This window comes from Pseudomonas sp. yb_2, from assembly GCF_043103905.1.
GTDB classification, from domain to species: Bacteria; Pseudomonadota; Gammaproteobacteria; order Pseudomonadales; family Pseudomonadaceae; genus Aquipseudomonas; species Aquipseudomonas alloputida.
Window position 1 is genome coordinate 106,238 of record NZ_JBICKH010000001.1, and the last position, 21,821, is coordinate 128,058.

Below are 21,821 nucleotides of genomic sequence, written 5' to 3' on the forward strand. Positions count from 1 at the left end.
AGGCCGCCATGACTGCTTATCTACGCCCGGCATTGAGCCTGGCTTTGTTGATGACCCTGGTGACGGGCGCCCTGTATCCGCTGGCGGTGACCGGTATTGCCCAAGTCGCTTTCCCGAACCAGGCCAACGGTAGCCTGGTACGCGATGCGCAAGGCCAGGTGCGGGGTTCGGCATTGATCGCCCAGGACTTCCAGGGCGATGGCTGGTTCCACTCGCGGCCCTCGGCAGGTGCCTACGCGACCGTGGCCAGCGGCGCCAGCAACCTGTCGCCGAGCAACCCGGCGCTGGCTGAGCGGGTAAAGGGCGATGCGGCCACGTTGTATCAGGCGCAGCAGGGGCCAGTGCCGCAGGCGCTGCTGACCACCTCGGGCAGCGGCCTGGACCCGCACTTGCCACCGGAGGCCTTGGCCTATCAGATCCCGCGGGTGGCGGCGGCACGGCAGCTGCCGGTCGAGCGCTTGCAAGCCTTGCTGGAACAGGCCACCCTCCACCCATTGATCGGCCCGCCGGTGGTCAACGTGCTGGCGTTGAACCAGGCCTTGGAAAAGCTCGCCATTGTCAGGTAATCGAAGCGCTGGCAGGAAGCCTGTAGGAGCGGGTTCACCCGCGAATGCGGTGGTGGTGCCACTGACGTATTCGCGGGTAAACCCGCTCCTACACGTTAAGGGGGCTTTCCCTGAAGCGGCGGACTGTTGGACAAAGTAAAGGATGAAACATGAGTGACTCCGCCCGCGCCGATGCGCTGTTGGCCAACCTCCCACGCACCGGCCGGGGCCGGCTGAAGGTGTTCCTGGGCGCTGCCCCCGGCGTCGGCAAGACCTTCGCCATGCTCCAGGCCGCACACGCCCAGCAACGCCAGGGCGTGCAGGTGTTGGCCGGGGTGGTCGAAACCCATGGCCGCGCCGAAACCGAAGCGTTGCTCGGAGGGCTGCATCAGCAGCCCTTGTTGCGCAGCCAGTACCGTGGCGTCACCCTTGAGGAAATGGACCTTGACGGCCTGCTGCGTGCCGCGCCGGCCTTGGCCCTGGTGGACGAACTGGCCCACACGAACGCCCCCGGCAGCCGCCACGCCAAACGCTGGCAGGATGTGCAAGAACTCTTGGCCGCGGGCATCGACGTGTACACCACGGTCAACGTCCAGCACCTGGAAAGCCTCAACGACAAGGTCCGCGACATTACCGGCGTGCAAGTGCGCGAGACCCTGCCGGACTGGGTGCTGCAGGAAGCGTTCGAGCTGGTGCTGATCGACCTGCCTCCGCGAGAGCTGCTCGAACGCCTGCGTGAAGGCAAGGTGTACGTGCCCGAGCAGGCTAGGGCGGCCATCGATGCGTATTTTTCGCAAACCAACCTCACCGCCCTGCGCGAGCTGGCCATGCAGACCGCCGCTGCTCAGGTCGATGCCGACCTGGCCCACGGCTATCGTCAGCGCGGCCAGGAGGCGCCGGCCTTGCGCGGCCGGTTGCTGGTGGGCATAGACGGTGACGACCAGGCCGAACGCCTGGTGCGCCATGCCAGCCGCGTGGCCCAGCGCCGCCACCTGCCCTGGAGCCTGGTGCATGTGGACAACGGCCGCCTGCGTGACGAAACCGCACGGCATCGTTTGCAAGCCGCGCAGCAACTGGCCGAGCGACTGGGCGGGGAGGTGGTACTGCTGCGTGCTGGCGAAGTGGCCCGTACGCTGATCCAGCATGCTGTCGAGCGGCGGGCCAGCCTGGTGCTGGTCGGGCAGTCCCGCAACCGCCTGCGTAGGCGTTTGTTCGGCGCGGGTGTGGCGGCGCGGCTGCTGCGCGAAAGCCGTGGCCTGGAAATCAACGTGCTGGACCGCGACGTGCAGCCGCCAGCGCCGCGTTCAGCCGTGCGGCGGGTGTGGGTGTGGCGTCATTACCTGCTTGCGCTGCTGGCCACCGTGATGGCTGCGGGTCTGGCCTGGGCGGTGTCCAGTGTGCTCGCGTTGCCCAATATCTCGCTGGTGTTCCTGGCGGCGGTGTTGCTGGTCGCGGTGCGCAGTAGCCTGGGACCTGCGCTGGCTTGCGCCGCGCTGTCGTTCCTGGTCTATGACTTCCTGTTCATACCGCCCAACTTCTCGTTCACCATCCAGCGCGAAGAAGACGTGCTGACACTGGTGTTCTTTCTGTTGATGGCTGCGCTTACCGGCAACCTGGCCGCGCGCCAGCGTCGCCAGTTGCAGGCGCTGCGCGAGACCCAGGCACAGACCAGCCAGTTGCTCGACCTGTCTCGCCGGTTGACGGTAGCCACCGACCGCCAAGCCATATTCAAGGCTGCCGGCCAGCACCTGGACGGCTGGCAGGACGCCCAGGTGTGCTTGCTGGAGCGCAACGCCGAAGGCCAGTTGCAAGTGGCCAGCGGGGAAGCCTGCACCTTCAGCGACACCGAACGGGCGGCTGCCGATTGGGCCTGGCAGCATGGGCAGGCCGCCGGTCACGGCAGCGATACCCTGCCTAATGGCCGCTGGTGGTGGTGGCCATTGGCGGTAGACGATCAGCCGCTGGCGCTGCTGGGTGTGCGCCCGCGCAACGGGCAGCCGCTCAGCGACCCACGCCGGCGCCTGCTCACCGCCCTAGGCCAGCCCCTGGCCCAGGCCCTGGCCCGCGCACGCCTGGCTGAACAGCTGGAAGCCGCACGCCTGCACGGCGAAACCGAGCAACTGCGCAGCGCCCTGCTGGCTTCCGTATCCCATGACTTGCGCACGCCGTTGACCGCCATGCGTGGCAGCATCGACAGCCTGTTGGCGTTGGGCGATGCGATCCCGGCTGAAGACCGCCGCGAGCTGCTGGAGGGCACCCGTAACGAAGCCGAACGCCTCGATCGCTACATCCAGAACCTGCTGGACATGACCCGCCTGGGCCATGGCGGCCTCAAGCTGGCCCGCGACTGGGTGGCCCCGGCGGATATCGTCGGCAGTGCGCTCAACCGCCTGCGGGTGGTGCTGGCGCCGCTGCGTGTGCACACGGACGTGCCGGCCGAGCTGCCATTGCTGTTCGTGCATGCGGCGTTGATCGAGCAGGCACTGGTCAACGTGCTGGAAAACGCCGCACGCTTTTCGCCGGCCAATGGTCGGCTTGAGCTGCAGGTGGCGGTGCATGACGACCAACTGCGCTTGACCGTCAGCGACCAGGGCCCCGGCATTCCTGAAGCCGACCGCGAGAAAATCTTCGATATGTTCTACACCGCCGCCCGTGGCGACCGCGGCGGGCAGGGTACCGGGCTGGGCCTGGCTATCTGCCAGGGCATGATCGGTGCCCATGGCGGGCAGATTCTGGTGGGCGAAGGCATTGATGGCCAAGGCACCAGCATCACTCTATGCTTGCCGCTGCCTCCTCAACCTGAAGCCGAAAGCGAAACCCCATGAGCCAGTCCGCCACCCTGTTGGTCATCGACGATGAACCGCAGATCCGCAAGTTCCTGCGTATCAGCCTGGCCTCGCAAGGCTACAAGGTGCTGGAGGCCGCCACCGGTGCCGAAGGGTTGTCCCAGGCGGCACTGGGCAAGCCGGACCTGGTGGTGCTCGACCTGGGGCTGCCGGACATGGACGGCCAGCAGGTACTGCGTGAGTTGCGCGAATGGAGTGCAGTGCCGGTGATGGTGTTGTCGGTGCGTGCCAGTGAAGTGCAGAAGGTCGATGCGCTGGATGGTGGTGCCAATGACTATGTGACCAAGCCGTTCGGTATCCAGGAGTTTCTCGCGCGTGTGCGGGCGTTGCTGCGTCAGGTGCCACAAGCCGGCGGCTCGGAAGTGGCAGCCAGCTTTGGTCCGTTGACGGTGGATTTTGCCTTCCGCCGGGTGACGCTCGACAGTGTGGAGGTGGCATTGACACGCAAGGAGTATGCTTTGCTGGCGATATTGGCCGGGCACCCCGGGCGGGTGATTACCCAGCAGCAGTTGCTCAAGGATATCTGGGGGCCGACCCATGCGGAGGATACCCACTACCTGCGCATCGTGGTCGGGCATCTGCGACAGAAGCTGGGCGATGACCCCACGGCGCCGCGGTTCATCATTACCGAGGCGGGGGTTGGCTACAGGTTGGTGGCGCCGACAGCATAACCCGCACACAGCCCAAAGGGCTGGGCGAACGCCTGCAGGGCCTGGACGCGTGCAAGGGATATCAGGCCCTGGGGGGCTCCTTCTCGAACAGCTGGCGCATGACTTCCAGGTAGCGTCGCGCGCCCAGGCCCAACGGGCGCGACTTGATCCAGATGATGTCTACCCACAAGCGCAGGCGGTTGGCCATGTTGTCGAAGCGCACCTCGGCCAGTGCGCCCGAGGCAATCAGCGGTTCGACCAATGGCTGCGGCAGGTAGGCCCAGCCCAGCCCGGACTGCACCAGGTCCAGCGTGGCGAGGTAGCTGTCGGTCAGCCAGATGCGCCGGGACAGCACCATGCGCGGGTCCGATCCGGTGGCCTTGCCCGAAGCCACGATGATCTGCCGTTGTTCGGCAAAGGCCTCTTCAGGCAATGGCGAACCGCTGTTCTGCCCGGCTGGATGGCGCGGTGAGGCAACGGCTACCAGCAGTTGGCTGCCGGCCTCGAGGAATGACTCGCGCTCATCGATGCCGGGCCGTTCGAACACCAATGCCAATTGCACACTGCCGTCATGCAGCAGGCGAATGGCCTCGGTCTGGGTGGCCGAACGTACCTCGACTTCCAGGCTGGGAAATGCCTGGGCGAGGATTTCCAGCGGCTGGCTCCAGCGGCCGGTCTGCAACTCGGGCGCCATGGCGATGGTCAGGCGCTTTTCCAGGCCTTTGTGCAATTGCAGGGCCTGGGCATCGAGCAGGTTGAGTTGGCAGATGACCTGCCTGGCCTGAGGTTCCAGCGCCAGGGCGGCGTTGGTGGGCAAGGCTTTGCGCGTGGCCCGGTCGAACAGGGGCAGGTCCAGTTCCGCTTCCAGTTGGGCGATTGCCATGCTCACGGCTGAAGGCACACGGCCCAGCTTGCGGGCGGCGGCGGAGAACGAGCCGGCATCGAGCACCGCGAGGAAAATCGCCAGGGAGTCGCTGGTAAAGGCCATTGTCAGTAAACCTGATGATGATCATCTTTTATTGCTAAAAATTATGAACATTAATGCACCTGCAGGACAGTCCCCTCAACGGAGAAAAGCGTGCACAGACCAACCGCGTGGCATGTCACCCACTGGAGTAGCGACCCGTTCAGCCTCGGTGCCTACAGTGCCTTGCTGCCTGGCGGATCGCCGTTGCATCGAAGCGCCCTGGGCCAAGTGCTGCATGGGCGCTTGGTCATCGCTGGAGAAGCTTGTAATGCCAGCGCTCCGGCAATGACTCATGGTGCGTGGAATGATGGGCTGCGTGCCGCCGAGGCAGCCGTGAGTGCCGGTGCGAGCAAGGTGATCGTGATCGGTGCGGGGTGTGCAGGCTTGGCTGCCGCTCAACGCTTGCGGGAAAGGGGTGTCGATTGCACTGTGCTGGAGGCGCGTGGGCGAACGGGTGGGCGCACGCACACTGTCGAGTTGGGCGGCGTGAAAGCAGATGAAGGTGCGGCATGGCTTCAGCATTTTGCCGAGAACCCATTGGCCGCTGTTGCACTTCAACATGGCTTGGCTTGCGTCGAGACCGATTTCAGTTGCCCGCTTGCAGCGGCACGCGGCGGGGCGTTGCCGGATATCGACACCGCCTGGGAAGCCTTGACCAGGCGTCTCGATCGGCAACAACCTTTGTCTGACGCGATCGATGGCTACATGGCCACACTCGACCCCGCGCTCGCGCGTGCCACGCAGTTCGCCATCGACGCCAACCTTGTACTGGAAGCGTGTTTGCCCGTCGAGCAACTGTCGGCCTGTGCCTTGGATGAAGAGGGGGTCGGGCATGGTGATCGTATGCTGCCAGGCGGCTACAGCGAGCTTGTCGACTTGCTGTCGAAGCACCTGGATATCCGCCTGAACAGTCCTGTCACCCACATCGACTGGTCGAGCGCGCGCGTCATGGTGAATGAAGACGTGTGCGACTTCTGCATTTGCACAGTCCCGGTGGGGGTTCTGAAAACGTTGCGCTTTACCCCTGCGTTACCTGAAACACAGCAGGGAGCGTTGGCGCATCTGGGGATGGGCAAGCTGGAGAAAGTGATTCTGCAGTTCGATGAGCGATGGTGGCCGTGTTCACCCTCAGGCTACCTGCGCTGGTACGACGTACCCGCCAGTTGGGGGGAATGGCTGGACCTGACCGATGCTGTCGGCAAGCCCACCATTGCCGGGCTGATTGCCGCCGATGCGATCGAGCGGCAGTTCACCGGGCGCACCGATGAGCAGGTGGCCATGGCCGCGTGTGAGGCATTGCAGGCGTGGGCCGCAGCCGTCGGGCCCACGCCTTGACACTTACAGGCCTTCGCCCAGCACCCGGTCAATGCTGTCGACAAAGTAGTCCACGCTCGCACGGCTGGTGCACATCGGCGGCTTGATCTTGAGGATGTTCAGGTCATCGCCGGTCGGCTGCATGAAGATGCCCAGGTCACGCAGGCGATCGCACAGCATCATGGTTTCTTCGGTGGCCGGCTCCAGGGTGGTGCGGTCGCGCACCAGTTCCAGCCCCAGGTAGAAGCCCGAGCCATGTGCCGCGCCGGCCAGCGGGTGCTTGTCGACCAGCGCCTGCAGGCGTGCCTTGAAGTAGCGCCCGGTGTCACGGGCGTTGTCCCACAGGCCTTCCTCCTGCATGACATCCAGCACTGCCATGCCGATGCGGCAACTGACCGGGCTGCCACCGGCCGAGGAGAAGAAGTAGCCCTCGGCCTCCAGCGCCTCGGCGATTTCGCGACGGGTGATGACCACGCCCAGCGGCTGGCCGTTACCCATGCCCTTGGCCATGGTAATGATGTCCGGCACCACGCCCTGTTCCTCGAAGCCCCAGAAGTACTCGCCCAGGCGGCCATAGCCTACCTGCACTTCGTCGGCGATGCACACCCCGCCGCGGGCGCGGACCTTGGCATAGGCTGCGCGCAGGTAGCCTGCGGGCAGCGAGATACCGCCGGCATTGCCGTACACCGGTTCGCAGATGATGCCCGCCAGCTGACGGCCACGGGCGTCGAGGTCAGCCAGCTTGGCGTCGACGTCTTGCAGGTAGTCGGCGGCGCTGTCGGCCCCGCGGAAGCGGCCGCGGAAGGTGTTCGGTGCTTCGACCGGGTGAACCCAGTCCGGGCGGGTTTCCAGGGCTTGCGGGTTGTCGGCGATCGACGTGGAGATGGCATCGGTGGCCACCGACCAGCCGTGGTAGGCCTCCAGCACACTGAGCAGATCGCGCCCGCCACTGTAGGCCCAGGCCAGGCGAATCGCCAGGTCGTTGGCCTCGGTGCCGCTGTTGACCATGAACACCCGGTCGAAACCTTCGGGGGCCAGGTCCAGCAGGCGCTCGGAGAATTCGGTGATTGCTGCGTAATGGAAGCGCGAGTTGGTGTTCAGCAGCGACCACTGCCGCGCCGACTCGGCAACCATGCGTGGATGGCCATGGCCCAGCACTGCGACGTTGTTGAGCATGTCCAGGTAGGAACGGCCCTGCATATCGATCAGGTAGTTGCGCCAGCCACGTTCAATGTGCGGCGGTTGCGCATAGTAGTGCTTCTGCGAGCGGGCGAAGCTGGCATCGCGGCGGGCCAGCAGGGCTTGCGGATCGGGTAGCGGCTCGGCATCGCAATCGAAGCCCAGCAGTGCGGCTGGTGACGGGCACAGGGCCAGCCAGGCGGCGGCTTGTGACGGCGTGGCGAAGCGCGGCGGCTGGCTGCCATTGTCCAGGCATACCTGCACGCTGAGGAAGCCGCAGCTGCTGCCCAGGGCCTGGCCTTTTTCCACGGCCTGGCCGTCTGCCGGTGCGTCTTCCAGGCCTTGCAGCCACAAAGCCCAATGCGGGGTGCGCAGGCAGCCCCGGCCGTCGCCGCTGTGCTGCCAGGTGCCGGCTGCCGGCGCTTGCACCGGGCTGCCGTTGGGCACATGCAGCTCGACGAAAAGGGCGCAGGTGGCAGGCTCCTCGGGGCGATCGATATGGGTTTGCGACAGGCGATACTGCCCGTGCAGGCTGCAGGCCGGGGCGGCTTGCGAAGTCAGCAGATGCTGGTCGTAACCGGGTTGCTCCCAGTTGCCGGCCTCGAAGTGTTTGCTGAGTACTCCCAGGTCCACCCGTGTGACAGCCAGCCCGGCCAGCTCGGGGAGCAGGGGGGCACAGTCGTTCCAGTCCGGCGCCGCGGGTTGCAGGCCCGCAGCCTGCAGAATGGCCGCCTCCATCAGGGCGAAAGGCACGGCGGTGGCCGTGTCGAAAATTTCCCATTCGTGGGCAATGTTGTCGCGGGTGTACTGGTTGCCCGGGTCGACGGTTAGCTGTTGTTCGCTGCTCAGCACCAGCACGGCAGCGCGGTTCAGCACCAGCGGCCACAGGGCGCGCAATTCGGCCTCGGTCAGCGGGTTGAGCGCCTGGTAGGCCTGCACGGCTGGCAGGATGCGCAGGGGGTCGCCCTCGGCGTGGTGCAACAGCGCAGCGCAGGTCACCGACAGGTCGGCGATACGCCAGGTGCGCAGCAGGTCGCCGAAATCGATCACGCCTTGCAGTTGCCACTGACGCTGGGCATCACGGGCCCACACGGTGTTGTCGTCGGTGATGTCCAGGTGCACGGCCTGACTGGGCAGTTGATCGACCAGCGGCATCAGGTGCTCGTTGGCCTGTCGCGTGGCGTGTTCGATGCGGGCGCGCTGCCCGCCGTCCTGCAGCACCGGTAGCAGGTGATCGATCAGTGCCCCGGCATGCTGCGGGTCCCATTGCAAGGTGCGCGCAAGGCCCGGGTGATCGAAATGGGCAAGCGCCTTGTCCAGCTTTGCACAGAGCCCGCCCAGTTCAGCCATCAAGCGCGGCTCCATGTGCTTGAGGCGGGTCAGCGGTTGGCCTTCGATGTAATCGAGCAGGCGCAGGCGCAGTGGTTGCGCGTCGATGTCCAGTTCCAGCAACCCCATGCCGTTGTGGGCTGAGCGCACGGCGGGTACCGGCAAACCTTGATCGCGCAGGAAGGCCAGGGCGGCGTGCTGGGCTTCAAGCTCCAGTTGGGCGTAGCTGCCGTGGCAGGCCTTCAGCACATAGCCACCCTGCGGTGTGACCACGCGAAAGTTCAGGTCCTGCTGGCTGCCCAGTACCGAAAGGTTGCCGGCAAGGCCATAGTGGGCCTGCAGCACGGCGTGTGCCTGGGCTTCGCTCAGCGTTGGGCTGGGCTGGCCGGAGCGCTGGATCAGGGTGGCCAGGGCAGGGGAAGCGGGCTGGTGTTGTGGACTGGACATGGGCTCTACCGTGGGTACTGGGAGTTGACGGCGGAGAATTTATGCCCGATTCGGCTGATGATGGAAGACGATTATTGTCAGAAAAATTGATCACAGCTGCATTGCGTCAGGGCGGCAAGGCGCCTGCCTTGGTTTTTGTGTGTGTTGCGTAGATCGAGCGCCGCCCGCGCGGCGCATCGCGAGCAAGCTCGCTCCTACATTTGTTTCGGGCCAGTATCGCCTGTGCCTGCGCGCGCGACCGCCTTGTTTGTTCCCCACGATGTCGAGTTGAGCGCCAAGGGGACGCGCGCGTCTGCCCCAGGAATAATTGGCCCGAAACAAATGTAGGAGCGAGCTTGCTCGCGATGCGCCGCGCGGGCGGCGCTCGATCTACGCAACACCGCAAGAATCAAGGCGAACACCCACCCATTCCCTACGAACCCTCAACCTCCAAAAACGCCGCCTCCAGCAACTGTCGGGTATACGGATGCTGCGGCGCATGGAAGATCGCCTGCGCGTCCCCTTGCTCCACCACATGCCCATGCTTGATCACCATCAACTGGTGACTCAACGCCTTCACCACCGCCAGGTCATGGCTGATGAACAGGTACGTCAGGTTGTACTTTTGCTGCAGGTTACGCAGCAATTCCACTACCTGCCGCTGCACGGTACGGTCCAGCGCGGACGTGGGTTCATCCAGCAGAATCAGCGCTGGCTTCAACACCAGCGCCCGGGCAATGGCAATGCGCTGACGCTGCCCGCCGGAAAACTCATGGGGGTAGCGATGCCGCGTGCGCGGGTCCAGCCCCACTTCCTCCAGCGCCGCGATGATCGCCGCTTCCTGTTCCTGCGCATTGCCAATACCGTGAATGCGCAGCCCTTCGCCGACGATATCCGCCACGCACATGCGCGGGCTCAGGCTGCCAAACGGGTCCTGGAACACCACCTGCATTTCCCGCCGCAGGGGGCGCACGGCTTTCTGGTTCAGCCCTTCGAGGTTCTGCCCATGAAAGCGAATGCCGCCCTGGCTGGAAATCAGCCGCAAGATCGCCAGGCCTAATGTGGACTTGCCCGACCCGGATTCGCCAACAATGCCCAGCGTCTGGCCCTGGGGCAAGCTGAAGTTGACCCCGTCCACCGCCTTCACATGGTCGACCGTGCGCTGCAGAAAGCCCTTCTTGATCGGGAACCACACCTTGAGGTCATCCACCTCCAGCAACGGCGCGCCCACCGGATTGTGCGCCGGCAGCCCGCTGGGTTCGGCATTGATCAGCATCTGGGTGTAGTGGTGCTGTGGCGAGCTGAACAGCGTGGCGCATTCGGCTTGCTCGACAATTTGCCCGCGCTGCATCACGCACACGCGGTGGGCGATGCGGCGCACCAGGTTCAGGTCATGGCTGATCAGCAACAGGGCCATGCCCATACGCGCCTGCAATTCCTTGAGCAGCTCGAGGATCTTCAGCTGCACGGTCACATCCAGCGCCGTGGTCGGCTCGTCGGCAATCAGCAGCTCGGGCTCGTTGGCCAGCGCCATGGCGATCATTACCCGCTGGCGCTGCCCGCCCGACAATTCGTGGGGCAGGGCCTTGAGGCGCTTGTGCGGCTCTGGAATGCCGACCATATCCAGCAACTCCAGGGTACGCGCAGTCGCTTCCTTGCCGGTCAGGCCCTTGTGCAGCAGGAGGATTTCGTTGATCTGCTTCTCGATGCAATGCAGCGGGTTGAGCGAGGTCATCGGCTCCTGGAAGATCATCGCAATGCGGTTGCCGCGAATGCGCTGCAGGGTCTTCTCGCTCTGCTGCAGCAGGTCCTTGCCTTCGTAGCGGATGCTGCCGCTGGGGTGCCGGGCCAGGGGATAGGGCAGCAGGCGCAGGATCGAGTGCGCGGTGACCGATTTGCCCGAGCCACTTTCGCCCACCAGGGCCAGTGTCTCGCCTTTGCGAATATCGAAGCTGACGCCGTCCACCACTCGGTTGACCTGGTCCCCGGTCACGAACTCCACGGCCAGGTCCCGCACTTCGATCAGGTTCTGTTCACTCATGTCACTTCCTCGGGTCGAAGGCGTCGCGGGCGGATTCGCCGATGAACACCAGCAGGCTCAGCATCAGCGCCAGCACGGCAAAGGCGCTGATGCCCAGCCATGGCGCTTGCAGGTTGGACTTGCCCTGCGCCACCAGTTCGCCCAGCGAGGGCGAACCGGCGGGCAGGCCGAAGCCGAGGAAGTCCAGGGCGGTGAGGGTGCCGATGGCGCCGGTGAGGATGAACGGCATGAAGGTCATGGTCGAGATCATCGCGTTGGGCAGGATGTGCCGGTACATGATTGCGCCGTTGCGCATGCCCAGGGCGCGTGCGGCGCGCACGTATTCCAGGTTGCGCCCGCGCAGGAACTCGGCGCGTACCACATCCACCAGGCTCATCCACGAGAACAGCAACATGATGCCCAGCAGCCACCAGAAGTTGGGCTGCACGAAGCTGGCCAGGATGATCAGCAGGTACAGCACAGGCAGGCCGGACCAGATTTCCAGAAAGCGTTGCCCGGCCAGGTCGACCCAGCCACCGTAGAACCCCTGCAGGGCGCCTGCGATGACGCCGATAATGGAGCTGGCCACGGTCAAGGTGAGGGCGAACAGAACCGAAATGCGGAAGCCGTAGATCACCCGCGCCAGTACGTCGCGGCCCTGGTCGTCGGTGCCCAGCCAGTTGTCCGCCGAAGGTGGGGCGGGGGCGGGGACACGCAGGTCATAGTTGATGCTCTGGTAGCTGAACGGAATGGGCGCCCACAGCACGAAGCTGTCTTTCTTCGCCAGCAGTTCGCGGATGTAGGGGCTCTTGTAGTTGGCTTCCAGCGGGAATTCCCCGCCGAAGGTGGTTTCCGGGTAACGCTTGAACGCCGGGAAGTACCATTGGCCGTCGTAGCGTACGGCGATCGGTTTGTCGTTGGCGATCAGTTCGGCGCCCAGGCTCAGCCCGAACAGAATCAGGAACAGCCACAGCGACCACCAGCCACGGCGGTTGGCCTTGAAACGCTCGAAGCGCCGGCGGTTGAGGGGGGACAAGGCCATGTCAGTGCTCCCGGCTGGCAAAGTCGATGCGCGGATCGACCAAGGTGTAGGTCAGGTCGCCGATCAGTTTCACCACCAGCCCTAGCAGGGTGAAGATGAACAGGGTGCCGAAGACCACCGGGTAGTCGCGGTTGATGGCCGCTTCGAAACTCATCAGGCCCAGGCCGTCGAGGCTGAAGATCACCTCGATCAGCAAGGAGCCTGTGAAGAAGATGCCGATGAACGCCGAGGGGAAGCCGGCGATCACCAGCAGCATGGCGTTGCGGAACACGTGGCCGTACAGCACCCGTGATCGGCTCAGGCCCTTGGCCTTGGCGGTGACCACGTACTGTTTGTTGATTTCGTCGAGGAAGCTGTTCTTGGTCAGCAGGGTCATGGTGGCGAAGTTGCCGATGACCAGCGCGGTGATCGGCAGCACCAGGTGCCAGAAGTAGTCCAGCACCTTGCCGGTGGTGCTCAGTTCGTCGAAGTTGTTGGAGGTGAGGCCACGCAGCGGGAACCAGTCGAAGTAGCTGCCACCGGCGAACAGCACGATCAGCAGGATGGCGAACAGGAACGCCGGGATGGCGTAGCCGACGATGATTGCCGAGCTGGTCCACACGTCGAAGTGGCTGCCGTGGCGCACGGCCTTGGCGATCCCCAGCGGGATCGACACCAGGTACATGATCAGCGTGCTCCATAGCCCCAGCGAGATCGAAACCGGCATCTTCTCGGCGATCAGGTCGATCACCTTGGCGTCGCGGAAGAAGCTGTCGCCGAAGTCCAGCTGGGCGTAGTTCTTGACCATGATCCACAGGCGCTCGGGCGGCGACTTGTCGAAGCCGTACATGCGTTCGATTTCAGCGATCAGCGCCGGGTCCAGGCCCTGGGCGCCGCGGTAGCTGGAGCCGGCCACGGAAACCTCGGCACCGCCACCGGCAATGCGGCTGGTGGCGCCTTCGAAGCCTTCGAGCTTGGCGATCATTTGCTCGACCGGGCCACCGGGGGCGGCCTGGACGATGATGAAGTTGATGATGAGGATGCCGAACAGGGTCGGGATGATCAGCAGCAGGCGGCGCAGGATGTAGGCCAGCATCTTAGTTGGCCTCGTCCGCAGGCGCTTCGCTGACCGCCGGGGTTACATCGGGCTTGATCCACCAGGTGTCGATGCCGATGTCGTACTTGGGCGACACGTTCGGGTGGCCGATGTGGTTCCAGTAGGCCACACGCCAGGTCTTGATGTGCCAGTTGGGGATCACGTAATAGCCCCACAGCAGCACGCGGTCGAGGGCGCGGCAGTGGTCGATCAGGCTCTGCCGAGAGTCGGCGTTGATCAGCTGGTCCACCAGTTGGTCGATGGCCGGGTCGCGCAGGCCGATGAAGTTGCGGCTACCGGGGTTGTCGGCGGCGGCGCTGGACCAGAACTCGCGCTGCTCGTTGCCTGGCGAGTTGGATTGCGGGTAGCCGCCAACGATCATGTCGTAGTCACGCGAGCGCAGGCGGGTGATGTACTGCGAAACGTCGACACGGCGAATGTTCAGCTCGATACCGAGGTCGGCAAGGTTGCGCTTGAACGGCAGCAGAATGCGTTCGAACTCGGTCTGCGCCAGCAGGAACTCGATGCTTGCCGGCTTGCCTTGGGCGTCGACCATCTTGTCGTCGACGATTTTCCAGCCGGCTTCCTGCAACAGTTTGTAGGCCTGGCGCTGTTGCTCGCGGATCATGCCGCTGCCGTCACTGACCGGGTTGTGGAAGACCTCGGTAAATACTTGCTCGGGCACTTTGCCGCGCAGTGGTTCGAGGATTTTCAGCTCGTTGGGGCTGGGCAGGCCGCGGGCGGCCATTTCCGAGTTCTCGAAGTAGCTGCCGGTACGGGTGTAGGCGCCGTTGAACAGCTGCTTGTTGGTCCACTCGTAGTCCAGCAGCAGGCTCAGGGCCTGGCGCACACGCACATCCTGGAAAACCGGGCGGCGGATGTTGAAAATGAAGCCCTGCATACCGGTGGGGTTGCCGTTGGGCAGCTCTTCCTTGATCAGGCGACCTTCGCGCACGGCGGGCACGTTGTAAGCGGTGGCCCAGTTCTTGGCACTGACTTCCAGGCCATAGTCGAATGCCCCGGCCTTGAGGGCCTCCAGGGCGACGGTGGTGTCGCGGTAGGCGTCGAACGTCATGGCATCGAAGTTGTAGAAGCCGCGGTTGATGGGCAGGTCCTTGGCCCAGTAGTCCTTGACCCGTTCGTAGCGCACCGAGCGCCCGGCCTTGACCTTGGCGACCTTGTACGGGCCGCTGCCCAACGGGATTTCCAGATTGCCGCGGTTGAACTCGCGGTTTTCGTACCAGTGCTTGGGCAGTACCGGCAGCTGGCCGAGAATCAGTGGCAGCTCGCGGTTGTTCTTGTGCTTGAACTTGAACAGCACCTTCAGCGGTTCTTCGGCGACCACTTCGGCAACGTCGGCGTAGTACTGGCGGTACAGTGGGGCGCCGTCCTTGATCAGGGCGTTGAAGGTGAACACCACGTCGTCGGCGCGCATCGGATGGCCGTCATGGAAGCGCGCTTCGGGGCGCAGGTAGAAGCGCACCCAGCTGTTATCCGGGGCCTTTTCGATCTTGCCGGCAACCAGGCCGTATTCGGTGAACGGTTCATCCTGGCTCTGGCGCATCAGGGTGTCGTAGATAATGCCGATGTTCTCGGCCGCCACGCCTTTGTTGATGAACGGGTTGAGGCTGTCGAAGCCGCCAAAGCTGGACTGGCGGAAGGTGCCGCCCTTGGGCGCATCCGGGTTGACGTAGTCGAAGTGCTTGAAGTCGGCGGGATACTTGGGTGGCTCATCGTAAAGGGTGAGCGCGTGCTGCGGTGCGGCCAGCGCGGGAAGGCTCAGGCAGGCGAGCAACAGGCTGCCTGCCAGCCGGCGCAGACGGTGCGTTGGCGTCATTGGGCTTTCTCCGAAGTCTTGATCCACCAGCTATTCAGCCCAAGGGTGTAGGGCGGCGTGGTGACGAAGGCGAACCGGTTGCGGTAGGCCAGGCGATGGTTGTCGAGGTACCAGTTGGGGATCATGTAGTAGTGCCATGAGAGCACGCGGTCCAGGGCGCGGGCAGCGGCGACCTGGTCATCGCGGGTGCGGGCGGCGAGCAGGGTGTCGAGCAGGTGGTCGACCACCGGGTCCTTGACCCCAGCATAGTTCTTGCTGCCCTTTGTCGCGGCCTGGCTGGAATGGAAGTACAGCCATTGTTCGAGGCCGGGGCTGAGGGTCTGGTTCAGGGTCATCAGAATCATGTCGAAATCGAACTGGTCCAGACGTTGTTTGTACTGGGCACGGTCCACGGTGCGCAAGCGCGCATCGATGCCGATGCTGGACAGGTTTTCGACATAAGGTTGCAGGATGCGTTCAAGGTTGGGGTTTACCAGCAGCAGTTCCATGCGCAATTGCTGGCCCTTGCTGTCGACCAGGCGCTGGCCGTGCAGCTTCCAGCCGGCCTCGGCGAGCAGGCCCAGAGCCTGGCGCAGGGTCTGGCGGCTGATACCCCTGCCATCGGTGTGGCTGACCTTGTACGGTTCGCTGAACAGCTTGGCGGGCAACTGGTCACGGAATGGCGCCAGCAGCAGCCACTCCTTGCCGGTGGGCAGGCCGCTGGCGGCGAACTCGCTGTTTGGGTAGTAGCTGGTCGAGCGGCGGTAGGCGCTGCTGAACAGCGCGCGGTTGGTCCACTCGAAGTCCAGCATCAGCCCCAGCGCCTGGCGTACCCGCGGGTCACTGAACGCGGCCCGGCGGCTGTTCATGAACAGGCCCTGTGTTTGCGTGGGAATGCTGTGCGGGATTTGTGCCTTGATCACTTCACCCCGGCGCACGGCAGGGAAGTTGTAACCGTTGGCCCAGTTTTTTGCCTGGTGCTCGATATAGATGTCGAACTCGCCGGCCTTGAAGGCTTCGAAGGCCACCGTCGCGTCACGATAGAACTCGTATTCGACCCGATTGAAATTGTACTTGCCACGGTTGACCGCCAGGTCTTTGCCCCAGTAGTTCTTCACCCGTTCGAACACCAGGCGTCGTCCGGGTTGTACCTGGGTGATGCGGTAGGGGCCGCTGCCCAAGGGGGGCTCGAAGGTGGTGGCCTTGAAGTCGCGCTTCTGCCAGTAGTGTTTGGGCAGTACCGGCATTTCGCCCAGGCGCAGGATCAGCAGCGGGTTGCCGGCGCGTTTGAACACGAAGCGGATGCGTAGCGGGCCGAGGATGTCTACCCGCTGCACTTCCTGCAGGTTGGTGCGGTAGATCGGGTGGCCATCCTTGAGCAGCGTGCGGTACGAGAAGGCCACGTCAGCCGAGGTGATGGGCTGGCCGTCATGCCAGCGGGCTTCGGGGCGCAGGTTGAACACCACCCAGCTGCGGTCCTCGCTGTACTCCACCGAGCGGGCGATCAGGCCATAGCTGGAGGTTGGCTCGTCACCGGACGGGTCGTACTGGCCCGTGCCGATCATCAGTGGCTCGTTCAGCTCGCTGATGCCGTACTGCTGGAAATTGGGCGTGGTAATCGGGCTCGACCCTTTGAAGGTGTAGGGGTTGAGCGTGTCGAAGGTACCAAAAGCCATGGCCCGCAACGTGCCGCCCTTGGGCGCTTGCGGGTTGACCCAGTCGAAGTGGGTGAAGGTGGCTGGGTACTTGAGCGTGCCGAACTGCGCGTATCCGTGGCTTTCGCTCACGATCGCGGCTGCGGGAAAGCTCAAGGCCAGGCTGAGTGACAGCAGGAGGGGACGTATCAAATCGGCATCCGATCCAGAGGCGTTGGGCTTTGATCGAGTACAGTAACAGCTTGGTGGGGTTGGAAAAAGAGAGGGGCTGGGGTTTTCCAGTGGCTGGGTTTTCAGGCCCATTCGCGGGCACGCCCGCTCCCACAGGTACGACACCGGCTTTGAGGACTGTGAAAAACCTCTGGGGGCGGGCGTGCCCGCGAATGGGCTGCAAAGCAGCCCCTGTAACGACTCAACGCCCGAGGTAGACGGTCAGGGTCTGGCCTGGCTTGAGGGCGTGGCCGCTGCGTGGGTTCCAGCGCTTGAGGTGCTTCATTTCCACATTGAAGCGCTTGGCCACCAGGTACAGAGAATCGCCCTTGCGGACCTTGTATTGCGTGGAGCGCTTCCCGGAGGCAGCAACCCGGTTGCCGGCGGCGCTTGGCGCACTGCCACCACGCAGGGCCAGAACCTGGCCAGCGCGCAGACTGTTGCCGGACAAGCGGTTCCAGCGCTTGATGTCCTTGACCGATACACGGTTGGCCTTGGCGATGGCGCTCAGGTTATCGCCACGCTTGACCCGGTAGCTGCGTGCCCCCACCGGTGCCTTGGCTTCGGCCACGGCCCGGGCAAACGCTGCTTTCGGGGGTTGCAGGCTGACCAGTTGCTCCGGGTTGAGGTTGGACAGGCTGGCACTGAGCAACTGCGCCTTGGCGGTGGGCACCAGCAGCTGTTTCGGGCCATCGACGGTCATGCGTTTCTTGAATGCCGGGTTGAGCTGGATCAGCTCGTCCTCGTCGATGTTGGCAAAGGCCGCGACCCGGGAAAGGTCCAGACGGTCATTGATCGCCACCGCTTCAAAGTACGGTTCGTTGGCGATCGGGGTGAGATTGACACCATAGGCTTCTGGCGTGGACACCACCTGCGACAGTGCCAGCAACTTGGGTACGTAGTCGCGGGTTTCCTGTGGCAGCGGCAGGTTCCAGTAGTCGGTCGGCAGGCCGAGCCTTTCGTTGCGCTCGATGGCTCGGCTGACGGTGCCTTCGCCGGCATTGTAGGCCGCCAGGGCCAACAGCCAGTCGCCGTTGAACATGTCGTGCAGGCGGGTCAGGTAGTCCAGCGCGGCGTTGGTCGACGCGGTGACATCGCGGCGGCCGTCATAGAAGTTGGTCTGGCGCAGGTTGAAGTGGCGACCGGTAGCCGGCATGAACTGCCACATGCCGGCAGCGCTGGCGCGTGAGTAGGCCATGGGGTTGTAGGCACTTTCGATGGCTGGCAGCAGGGCCAGTTCCAGCGGCATGTCGCGTTCTTCAAGGCGCTCGACGATGTAGTGCAGGTAGAGGCTGCCACGTTCCCCGGCGCTTTCGATGAAGGTCGGGTTGCTGGCGAACCACAAGCGCTGCTGCTCGATGCGCGGGTTGACATCGATACTGTCCTGCAGGGCGAAGCCCTGGCGCATGCGCTCCCAGACATCCTGCGGCGCCTGTTCGGCCGGCTTGACCAGCAGCGGGGAAGGTTTGTGCTTGATCCGTGCCTGGTAGTTGTGCGCGCGAACGCTATCGGATTCGTCGAGCTGACGGGTGCTCTGGCAGCCCACCAAGGTGGCTGCCAGGGCCAGCGCACTGATTTGGGCCAGGCGCGTCAGGGCGACGGAATGAGAGGTTCTGCGGCTACGGGAAGACATCGGCTGATACAGGTATCCGGGCGAAAAAGTTCGGCGATTTTAGAAACCGCTCCGGGCCTGGTCAACCTTTGACCATCACTTGCGATATATCTTGCGGTTATCAGAAGGTGTCCTTCCAAGACCTCAAGGCAGCAAAAACAGCGACATGCGAGTTGTTTGAATGTCCCTTCCATTCGTCTGCTTTTTGTTTAACTAATGTTTCAGCGGTACGCAGAAAGGGGTTGGTCAGGCGCTCCAGGCCGATCGTTGAGGGCAAGCTGATGCGATTTTCGGCGCGCAAACGGGTAACGTCCTCGAAGCGTTGCTGAACGTGCGGGTTGGTCGGTTCCACAGCCTTGGCGAAGCGCAGGTTGCTGAGGGTGTATTCATGGGCGCAGTACACTTGTGTCTGCTCTGGCAGGGCCGCCAGGCGGGCGAGGGCGGGCTGCATCTGTTCGGGTGTACCTTCGAACATGCGCCCGCAACCGGCGGCGAACAGGGTGTCGCCACTGAACAGGATGGGCGTTGCTGGCTGGTCGCTGAAGAAGGCGATATGCCCCAGGGTGTGGCCGGGTACCGCCATTACCTGGAACGTCACACCCAGCACGTCCACCCTATCGCCTTCGTCCAGTGCCAGGTCGCGGCCGGGAATGCGCTCGTTGGCAGGGCCACAGACCCGTGCGCCGGTCAATTGCCTGAGCCGTTCCACCCCACCGACATGGTCATTGTGGTGGTGGGTGACGAGGATGTCGCTCAGCACCCACTCGGGGTTGGCAGCCAGCCAGCGCTCCACTGGGCCGGCATCGCCCGGGTCGACCACCGCACAACGGCGTTTGGCAGTATCCTGTAACAACCAGATGTAGTTGTCGGAGAAAGCGGGGAGAGCTTCGATCTGTATCATGGTGCGGATCCGATTCGCCTAGCGTGGCACATGAGGGCATCTTAGCCGCGATGGCGCGGTGGGAGAACCTTCGAGGGAGAGCGCAATGACCGACCAAGCCTTTGCCCAGGCCGACCCGGACTGGGTCAAGCTGATCAGCCTGGCCCGTGAGTGGTTCAACGGCCCACTTGGGCAACTGATGCTCAAGGAGGAGGACAAACTGCTGGAAGAAGAGCTCGGGCGCTTCTTTGGCGGCTATCTCGTGCATTACGGGCCCTGCGCCGAGCCACCGCCCAGAGCCCCCCAGGTGCAGCGTAATGTGCGCCTTGGTGCGCCCTTGCCGGGTGTGGAGATTGTCTGCGAAGAACAAGCCTGGCCGTTGAGCGAGCACGCTGCCGACGTGGTGGTGCTGCAGCATGGCCTGGACTTCTGCCTGTCGCCCCATGGCCTGCTGCGCGAGGCCGCCAGTGCCGTACGCCCGGGCGGGCACCTGCTGATCGTGGGGATCAACCCCTGGAGCAGCTGGGGCATGCGCCATTTCTTCAGTCACGGTGCTCTGCGCAAGGCGCGCTGCATCTCGCCGTCCCGGGTGGGCGACTGGCTCAACCTGCTGGGCTTCGCGCTGGAGAAACGCCGCTTCGGGTGCTATCGTCCGCCGCTTGCCTCACCTGCCTGGCAGCAACGCCTGGAGGGCTGGGAACGACTGGCTGGCGGCTGGCAGGGTTCCGGTGGTGGGGTGTACCTGCTGGTGGCGCGCAAGATGGTGGTGGGCCTGCGGCCTTTGCGGCCGGAACGTCGCGAGCCAATGGGCAAACTGCTGCCGCTGCCACTGGCGAAGGTCAACCGCACCGCAGCCAACCCCGAAACTGACAAGCACTGAATTCAAGAGTGGTACATGAGCGATAGCGTCGAGATGTTTACTGATGGTGCCTGCAAGGGCAACCCTGGCCCGGGTGGCTGGGGCGTGCTGATGATCTACAAGGGCGTCGAGAAGGAACTGTGGGGCGGCGAACGTGAGACCACCAACAACCGCATGGAGCTGATGGCCGCGATCCAGGGCCTGATGTCGCTCAAGCGTGAATGCGAGGTGGTGCTGACCACCGACTCGCAGTACGTGATGAAGGGCATCAACGAATGGATGGTCAACTGGAAGAAGCGTGGCTGGAAGACCGCCGCCAAGGAGCCGGTGAAGAACGCCGACCTGTGGCAGCAGCTCGATGAGCAGGTCAACCGCCACAAGGTGATCTGGAAGTGGGTGCGCGGCCATATTGGCCACCCCGGCAACGAACGCGCCGACCAGCTGGCCAACCGTGGGGTCGATGAGGTGCGCGCCCAGCGTTGAGCTGGGGTACAATCGCGGCCTTTGTAACGGATGCAAGTTGGAGCGCCCGCGTGGAGCAGCAGCAAGATAAACGGTTCGTCATTCTCGATACCGAAACCACGGGTATGCCGGTTGGCGAAGGCCACCGGATCATCGAGATCGGCTGTGTCGAGGTCATCGGCCGGCGCCTGACCGGGCGGCACTTCCACGTCTACCTGCAGCCCGACCGCGAGAGTGACGAGGGCGCGATCAACGTTCACGGCATCACGGATGCCTTCCTGGTCGGCAAGCCACGTTTTGGCGATGTCGCCGAGGAGTTCTTCCAGTTCATCCAAGGCGCCACGCTGGTCATCCACAACGCGGCGTTCGACGTTGGCTTCATCAACAACGAATTCGCCTTGCTGGGCCAGCAGGACCGCGCTGACATTTCGCAGCACTGCACCATTCTGGACACCCTGCTGCTGGCACGTTCGCGCCACCCGGGGCAGCGCAACAGCCTAGATGCGCTGTGCAAACGCTACGACATCGACAACTCGGGCCGTGAGTTGCACGGCGCACTGCTCGACTCGGAACTGCTGGCCGACGTTTACCTGGCAATGACCGGTGGCCAGACCAGCCTGTCGTTGGCTGGGAATGGCGCAGATACGGAAGAGGACGGGCAGGGCACTGGCGGCAGCGAGATCCGCCGGATTGTCGGGCGTGCGCCAGGGCGGGTGATCATGGCCAGCGCTGAAGAGCTGGAGGCGCATGCCGAGCGGCTGGCGGCCATTGCCAAGTCGGCGGGTGGGCCTTCGCTGTGGCAGGCCCTGACTGAGGCATCTGCGGGTTGAGGTGTTGGGCTTGCCGTGGGTTATAGGGTGTTGCTGAGATCGAGCGCCGCCCGCGCGGCGCATCGCGAGCGAAGCTCGCTCCTACATTTGTTGCAACGTGCCCA

Annotated in this window: 16 protein-coding genes; 7 read left to right on the forward strand and 9 right to left on the reverse strand. The window is 64.1% G+C overall.

Annotated features, from left to right (window positions below; translation table 11 throughout):
• Positions 1 to 8 precede the first annotated feature (8 nt).
• From kdpC to ACF8FB_RS00390, 3 genes are all read left to right on the forward strand, one after another.
• On the forward strand, positions 9 to 566 hold the full coding sequence (gene kdpC, locus ACF8FB_RS00380; RefSeq protein ID WP_003251480.1) for a potassium-transporting ATPase subunit KdpC: 558 nt from the start codon (positions 9 to 11) through the stop codon (positions 564 to 566).
• Between the two features lie 149 nt (positions 567 to 715).
• Positions 716 to 3,370, forward strand: a complete 2,655-nt coding sequence (locus tag ACF8FB_RS00385) for a sensor histidine kinase KdpD (protein ID WP_064493156.1) — start codon at positions 716 to 718, stop codon at positions 3,368 to 3,370.
• Positions 3,367 to 4,062, forward strand: a complete 696-nt coding sequence (locus ACF8FB_RS00390) for a response regulator (RefSeq protein WP_392509086.1) — start codon at positions 3,367 to 3,369, stop codon at positions 4,060 to 4,062. The genes ACF8FB_RS00385 and ACF8FB_RS00390 overlap by 4 nt, the downstream gene beginning before the upstream one ends.
• 61 nt (positions 4,063 to 4,123) lie before the next feature.
• Here ACF8FB_RS00390 and ACF8FB_RS00395 read toward each other — a convergent pair whose 3' ends face one another.
• A complete protein-coding gene (locus tag ACF8FB_RS00395; protein ID WP_010954926.1) occupies positions 4,124 to 5,029 on the reverse strand; it encodes a LysR family transcriptional regulator in 906 nt (301 codons plus the stop codon).
• A gap of 90 nt (positions 5,030 to 5,119) precedes the next feature.
• On the opposite strand from ACF8FB_RS00395, the gene ACF8FB_RS00400 reads away from it, so the two are divergent.
• Positions 5,120 to 6,343 (forward strand): FAD-dependent oxidoreductase, encoded by a 1,224-nt coding sequence (locus ACF8FB_RS00400; RefSeq protein ID WP_392510780.1) that lies wholly within the window; start codon positions 5,120 to 5,122, stop codon positions 6,341 to 6,343.
• 3 nt (positions 6,344 to 6,346) lie between these two features.
• Here the strand turns inward: ACF8FB_RS00400 and ACF8FB_RS00405 are convergent, their stop codons facing one another.
• From ACF8FB_RS00405 to gloB, 8 genes are all read right to left on the reverse strand, one after another.
• Positions 6,347 to 9,277: an aminotransferase gene (locus ACF8FB_RS00405; RefSeq protein WP_392510782.1), complete on the reverse strand. Its 2,931-nt coding sequence runs from the start codon at positions 9,275 to 9,277 to the stop codon at positions 6,347 to 6,349.
• A 412-nt stretch (positions 9,278 to 9,689) separates the two neighbouring features.
• On the reverse strand, positions 9,690 to 11,297 hold the full coding sequence (locus ACF8FB_RS00410; RefSeq protein WP_392510783.1) for an ABC transporter ATP-binding protein: 1,608 nt from the start codon (positions 11,295 to 11,297) through the stop codon (positions 9,690 to 9,692).
• A 1-nt stretch (position 11,298) separates the two neighbouring features.
• A complete protein-coding gene (locus tag ACF8FB_RS00415; RefSeq protein WP_003251467.1) occupies positions 11,299 to 12,318 on the reverse strand; it encodes an ABC transporter permease in 1,020 nt (339 codons plus the stop codon).
• Between the two features lies 1 nt (position 12,319).
• On the reverse strand, positions 12,320 to 13,393 hold the full coding sequence (locus ACF8FB_RS00420; protein WP_010954918.1) for a microcin C ABC transporter permease YejB: 1,074 nt from the start codon (positions 13,391 to 13,393) through the stop codon (positions 12,320 to 12,322).
• A 1-nt stretch (position 13,394) separates the two neighbouring features.
• Positions 13,395 to 15,230 (reverse strand): extracellular solute-binding protein, encoded by a 1,836-nt coding sequence (locus ACF8FB_RS00425; protein ID WP_010954917.1) that lies wholly within the window; start codon positions 15,228 to 15,230, stop codon positions 13,395 to 13,397.
• Positions 15,227 to 17,056: an extracellular solute-binding protein gene (locus tag ACF8FB_RS00430; RefSeq protein ID WP_392509090.1), complete on the reverse strand. Its 1,830-nt coding sequence runs from the start codon at positions 17,054 to 17,056 to the stop codon at positions 15,227 to 15,229. The genes ACF8FB_RS00425 and ACF8FB_RS00430 overlap by 4 nt, the downstream gene beginning before the upstream one ends.
• Positions 17,057 to 17,276: 220 nt before the next feature.
• Entirely contained in the window at positions 17,277 to 18,707 is a 1,431-nt protein-coding gene (locus ACF8FB_RS00435) for a lytic transglycosylase domain-containing protein (RefSeq protein ID WP_010954915.1), read from the reverse strand.
• A gap of 100 nt (positions 18,708 to 18,807) precedes the next feature.
• The gene (gloB, locus tag ACF8FB_RS00440) at positions 18,808 to 19,587 is read right to left on the reverse strand and encodes a hydroxyacylglutathione hydrolase (protein ID WP_010954914.1); all 780 of its coding nucleotides are present in this window, start codon (positions 19,585 to 19,587) and stop codon (positions 18,808 to 18,810) included.
• Between the two features lie 85 nt (positions 19,588 to 19,672).
• Here gloB and ACF8FB_RS00445 point away from each other — a divergent pair, with 85 nt between their 5' ends.
• The 3 genes from ACF8FB_RS00445 to dnaQ are packed head-to-tail and all read left to right on the forward strand — an operon-like array spanning position 19,673 to position 21,717.
• Positions 19,673 to 20,446, forward strand: a complete 774-nt coding sequence (locus ACF8FB_RS00445; RefSeq protein ID WP_350298100.1) for a methyltransferase domain-containing protein — start codon at positions 19,673 to 19,675, stop codon at positions 20,444 to 20,446.
• Positions 20,447 to 20,461: 15 nt separating this feature from the next.
• Positions 20,462 to 20,908 (forward strand): ribonuclease HI, encoded by a 447-nt coding sequence (gene rnhA, locus ACF8FB_RS00450; protein WP_020190374.1) that lies wholly within the window; start codon positions 20,462 to 20,464, stop codon positions 20,906 to 20,908.
• A gap of 50 nt (positions 20,909 to 20,958) precedes the next feature.
• On the forward strand, positions 20,959 to 21,717 hold the full coding sequence (gene dnaQ / locus ACF8FB_RS00455) for a DNA polymerase III subunit epsilon (protein WP_392510787.1): 759 nt from the start codon (positions 20,959 to 20,961) through the stop codon (positions 21,715 to 21,717).
• The last annotated feature ends 104 nt before the right edge of the window (positions 21,718 to 21,821 follow it).